The 5,238-nt window shown below is 68.4% G+C and carries 5 protein-coding genes; all 5 read right to left on the reverse strand.

Features of this window, described 5'->3' with window-relative positions:
• Positions 1 to 247: Hpt domain-containing protein (locus BAY1663_RS21965; RefSeq protein WP_037045087.1), on the reverse strand; the 247-nt coding region annotated here is incomplete at its 3' end.
• Entirely contained in the window at positions 240 to 626 is a 387-nt protein-coding gene (locus tag BAY1663_RS21970) for a response regulator (RefSeq protein WP_037045089.1), read from the reverse strand. The genes BAY1663_RS21970 and BAY1663_RS21965, both read right to left, overlap by 8 nt.
• Positions 623 to 3,046: an ATP-binding protein gene (locus BAY1663_RS21975; RefSeq protein ID WP_051497209.1), complete on the reverse strand. Its 2,424-nt coding sequence runs from the start codon at positions 3,044 to 3,046 to the stop codon at positions 623 to 625. The genes BAY1663_RS21970 and BAY1663_RS21975 overlap by 4 nt, the downstream gene beginning before the upstream one ends.
• Positions 3,047 to 3,198: 152 nt before the next feature.
• On the reverse strand, positions 3,199 to 3,585 hold the full coding sequence (locus BAY1663_RS21980) for a response regulator (RefSeq protein WP_037045091.1): 387 nt from the start codon (positions 3,583 to 3,585) through the stop codon (positions 3,199 to 3,201).
• 50 nt (positions 3,586 to 3,635) lie between these two features.
• Positions 3,636 to 5,238, reverse strand: a 1,603-nt coding sequence (locus tag BAY1663_RS21985) for a PAS domain S-box protein (RefSeq protein ID WP_037045093.1), incomplete at its 5' end; no start/stop codon positions are given.

Raw genomic sequence — 5,238 nt, forward strand, 5'->3', positions numbered from 1 at the left:
GTTGCTCCAGCCGCCGGGCGCGCTCGCCGAGCGAGTCGAAGCCGAAGGTGCCTGCGGCGCCGGCCAGGCGGTGCAAGCGCTCGCGAATCGCCAGCATCAGCTGGCGGCGGCTGTCCGGTGCCTGGCTGCGCTGCAGTTCGTCGGTCAGCCCGGCGAGCTCGGCGAGGTCGACCCGCAGCCGTTGGGCGAACTGCTGGTTGAGCAGTTCGAACTGCTTCTGCAGCTCGAGGCGCACCGGGTCATGCATGTTCGGCCTCCCAGATTTCCTGCAGCTGGCCGGCCAGTTGCAGGGGATCGAAGGGCTTGCTCAGTACCTGGCGCACACCCAGCTGGCGCAGCAGGTCGAGGCGTTCCGGCTGCAGGTGGCCGGTGAGCAGCACCACCGGGATGCGGCTCAGGTCCACCACATGCGCCAGCTGGCGCACCAGCTCGATGCCGTCCATCTGCGGCAGCATCACGTCGAGCAGGATCAGGTCCGGGGCGAAGGCCTGTACCTGTTCCAGCGCGGCCTGGCCGGAAGGGCAACTGAGTACCTCGAAGCCGCCGAGTTTTTCCAGGGCGATGCGGGTCACCACCTGGATCGACGGGACATCCTCGACATGCAGAATGCGCTTGAGCTGTTTCATGGCTGACTCCCGCTGGCCGCGACGGGCCGCTTGCTACAGGGCAACTCGATCCAGAAGCAGGTCCCCTGGCCGGGTTCGGTGTCGAAGCCGATGGACCCGCCCATGTGCTCGATCAGCTCCTTGCTGATGGCCAGGCCGAGGCCGGTGCCGCCCTGCTGGCGGCTGTCCGACGAGTCGGCCTGGGCGAACTTGTGGAAGACGCGTTCACGAAAATCCGCGGCAATGCCCGGGCCCCGATCTCGGACGCTGACGCGCACCCGTTCGTCACCGCGTTCGGCCGACAGTTCGACGTGTTCGCCCGCCGGCGAGAATTTCGCCGCGTTGGACAGCAGGTTGCTCAGCACCTGGTGCAGGCGCATGGCATCGACTTCCACCTGCACCGCCGGGCAGTCGCCCAGGCGCAGCTGCACGCCATGTTGTTCGGCATAGCTGTGGTTGCTGCGCAGGGCCTGCTCGAGCAGCGGGCGCAGCGGTTGGCGCAGCAGCTCGAAACGCATCTTGCCGGCGTGCAGCTTGTCCATGTCGAGCAGGTCGTCGATCAGCGCGCTGAGGCGCTGGCTGTTCTGGTGGGCGATCTCCAGCAACTCGCTCATCTGCGCCGGGACTTCGCCCATGACGTTCGAGCAGATCAGCGCCAGCGCGCCGGTGATCGAGGTCAGCGGCGTGCGCAGCTCGTGGCTGACGGTGGAGATGAATTCGCGCTGCAGGCGCTCGATGCGCTTGCGCTCGGTGATGTCGTGCATCACCGCGACCGCGCCCATCGGCTGGCCGTCGGAGGTGTACAGCGGGTCGGCATTGGTCAGCACATAGCGCGGCGTATCCTGGCCGAGCAGCACCATCTCGTGGTTGCTGACGTGCTCGCCGTGCAGCGCGCGCATCAGCGGGATCTGCTCGACCGGCAGCGGGGTGACGCCATCGGGCTGGTAGAGCCGGTAATGCCGCGCCCAGTCGCCGGGCGAGATCGGCGCGGCGTCGCCACCGTGCCACTGCTTGGCCTTGTCGTTGAACAGGGTCAGGCAACCATCGGCATCGCAGGCGACGACCGCCTCGCTCAGCGCCTCGAGCAGGCGCCGGTTCATTTCCTGCTGCCGGTCCAGCTCCAGCTGCTCGGCCTTGCGCGTGGTGATGTCGGCGACGAAGCCGTGCCAGAGCACCGAGCCATCGACCTGCCGCAGCGGCGTGGCGCGGGCCTCGACCCAGAGCAGCCCCTTGCGCGGATGTTCGACGCGATGCTCGCTGTGCCAGGCGGTCAGGCTGGCGGCGGCCTGGCGGATGCTGGCCAGCAGCCGGGGACGGTCGGCCGGGTGCACGCGGGCATAGATCGGCGCGAAGCTGCTGGCCAGCTGTGCCGGGCTCAGGGCATAGATCTGCTCGATGCCTTCGCTGACGTAGGGGAAGCAGCCGGCGCCGTCGGGGCGCCAGTGGAACTGGAAGAGCATGCCCGGCACCTGCGCGGCGATCTGCTGCAGGCGCAGCTGCAGCTGTTCCTGGTAGGCCAGGTCGTAGACGTTGACCAGGTAGCCGCGCAGTTGCGCCTGTTCGTCGCGGATCGCCGTCACGCCGAGCAGCACCGGGACCTCGCTGCCGTCGTGATGGCGCAGGCGCCACTCGGACATCTCGCGCCGGCCCTGGTGCAAGGGTGCGGTGAGTACCGCGAAGCCGGGGGCGAGCGGCACGCCCAGTTCGCTGGAAAGCAGCGCGGCGCGGCGCTGCAGCGTTTCGGGCTGGAACAGCGTCGCGGTCAGCGGCTGGCCGATCAAGGCCGCCGCCGGGTAGCCGAGCAGGCGTTCGGCGCTCGGGTTGACGCGGGTGACGATGCCGTCGGGGCGGGTGACCAGCACCGCGCTGGAGGCACTGTCGAGGATCGCCTGCTGCAAGGCCGCCTGCTCGGCGTGATGGTGCGCCAGCAGACGCTGCTCGAACAGGCGGATGACCTGGCGGCCGAGGCGTTCGAGGGTGTCGCGCTGCGCGGCGGTCAGTTGGCGCGGCTGGCGGTCGATCACGCAGAGGGTGCCGAGGTTGTGGCCATCGGGCGAGGTCAGCGGCGTGCCGGCATAGAAGCGGATATGCGGGTCGCCGGTTACCAGCGGGTTCTGCCGGAAGCGCGGGTCCTGCAGGGCATCGGGAACCTCGAAGATTGCCTCGCCGCGGATGGTATGGGTGCAGAAGGAGATTTCCCGCGGGGTTTCGCTGACCTCCAGGCCGACGCGGCTCTTGAACCACTGGCGGCGTTCGTCGACCAGCGAGATCAGCGCGATGGGGGTGCCGCACAGGCGGGCGGCCAGCTCGGTGAAGTCGTCGAAGGCGGATTCCTCGGGGGTGTCGAGGATCTCGTAGCGCAGCAACGCGGCCAGGCGCGACAGTTCGCGTGGCTGGGATGTGGCTGGCGTCGCAATCGGACTCGCTTGCGGTGACTCCATCGTCGGGACCTTGGCGATTCGTTGAATGTCGCCCGGGAAGCTGTTTCCGGCGGGCACGGAACTGCCGCGTTGCTGTGGGGTGGGTGGCCACCCAGGGAGCACCCCGCCAGGCCAGCGAGCGGAGCGCCTTGCATGTCAGGCCCTGTCGAAACCTAGTATCGGTCAGCGGCCCAGATGCTGCGAATCTGCTCGGGCAGCCGCATCGGATCGAATGGCTTGATGATCACGTCGCGCGCGCCCAGCTTGCGCAGGTGCTCGATTTCGCCGGGTTGTACCTTGGCGGTCATGAATGTTACCGGAATCCGCTGCAGATCGATTCGCTCGCGCAGCCTGGCGAGCGTCTCCGGGCCGTCCATGCCCGGCATCATCACGTCCAGCAGGATGAAGTCGGGCGCGAAGCGTTCGACTTCATCCAGGGCCTGGCTTCCGGAAGAGCAGGACAGCACCTCGTAGCCGCCGATCGCCTCCAGCGCCAGTTTGGTCACCGCCTGGATGGAGGGGTCGTCTTCGATGTGCAGGATGCGCCTTAGCTCGGCCATGTCGTCTCCGTGATCAGGGGGTGGGTGCGCGACCGCGACTGCGGGGGCTTTCATGAGGTTAGCGGCGTGGCGAGCGGCAGCTCGCACCAGAAACAGGCGCCATGGCCGGGTTCGGACTCGAAGCCGATGCGCCCGTGCATGTGTTCGACCAGTTCCTTGCTGATGGCCAGGCCCAGGCCGGTGCCGCCCTTGTGCCGGGTATCGGAGGAGTCCGCCTGGGAAAACTTCTGGAAAATGCGTGCATGGAACGCCTGCGCGATGCCTGGCCCCTGGTCGCGGACGCTGATCCGCGCCCAGTCGCCGCGGCGCTCCGCGCTCAGCGCCACGACGCCGCCCACGGGGGAGAATTTGACGGCATTGGAGATGAAATTGGCCAGTACCTGCTGCAACCGGTCGTCGTCCGCCACGATCTGCAGGTCCGCCACCGGCAGCAGGACGAAGCGCACCTCGTGCTGCGCGGCATAGCCCTGGTTGCTGGCGATCGCCTGTTCCAGCTGCTGCGCCAGCGAATGCGTGCCGAGCGCGAAGGTCATCTTGCCGGCGACCAGCTTGTCCATGTCCAGCAGGTCGTCGATCAGCCGGCCCAGGCGCAGGCTGTTCTGGTGGGCGATGAGCAGCATCTGGCGCATCGCCGCCGGCGGCTCGCCCAGCGCACCGCCGACGATCAGGCCGAGGGCGCCGGAAATCGAGGTCAGCGGCGTGCGCAGCTCGTGGCTGACGATGGACACCAGTTCGCTCTTCATCCGCTCGATACGCTTGCGCTCGGTGATGTCGCGCACCAGGCCGATGAACTTGCGTTCGCCGTGGTGGGTGATCTGCGAGACGCGCAACTCGATGGTGAAGGTCTCGCCGTTGCGCCGCAGGGCGGTCAGCTCGCGGTTCTGCTCCAGCGCGCGCGGCGTGCCGCGGCGGGCGTAGGCCTCGAGGTAGCCGTCGTGGGCGGAGCGATCGGGCTCGGGCATCAGCATCGACAGGTTGCGGCCGAGGACCTCCTGCGCGCTGTAGCCGAAGATCTGTTCGGCGGCGTGGTTGAAGGTCTCGATGATGCCGCGGGCGTCGATGATGACGATGGCGTCGATCACGTTGGCGATCAGCAGGCTCAGGTAGCGCTCGCGCTCCTGCATCTCCTCCTGCGCCAGCGCCTGCGCGGTGACGTCCCAGACGAAGCCGTCGCACCAGCCGGTGGGGTCGTCGTGCTCGCGCAACACGCGGGCCTTCTCGCGCACCCAGACGATCTGGCCGTCGGCGTTGAGCAGCCGGTAGATGCCTTCGAACACGTCCTGTTCCGGGGTCTGCCGGGCCAGCGGGCGGTCCTCGGGGTGGATCAGGCTGGCATAGCTGCGCGCGCGGTCGCCGAGGAACTCGCTGGCGGGGTAGCCGGTCAGGCGTTCGATGCCGCTGCTGAGGTAGCTCATCTGGCGCTGGCCGTCGTTGCGGCAGCGGTAGACCACGCCCGGGAGGTTGCCGACCATCGCGCGGAAGCGGCTCTCGCTCTTCTGCAGGGCGCGGGTGGCCTCCATCAGCTCGGTGATCTCGGTGATGAAGCCGTGCCAGACCACCGCGCCGTCGCTCAGGCGCTCGGCCGTGGCGCGGCCCTCGGCCCAGAGCAGCCCGCGCAGCGGGTGGCGGATGCGGAATTCGACCGCGCCGCTG

This window comes from Pseudomonas sp. BAY1663, assembly GCF_000582595.1.
Lineage (GTDB): Bacteria > Pseudomonadota > Gammaproteobacteria > Pseudomonadales > Pseudomonadaceae > Stutzerimonas > Stutzerimonas stutzeri_AF.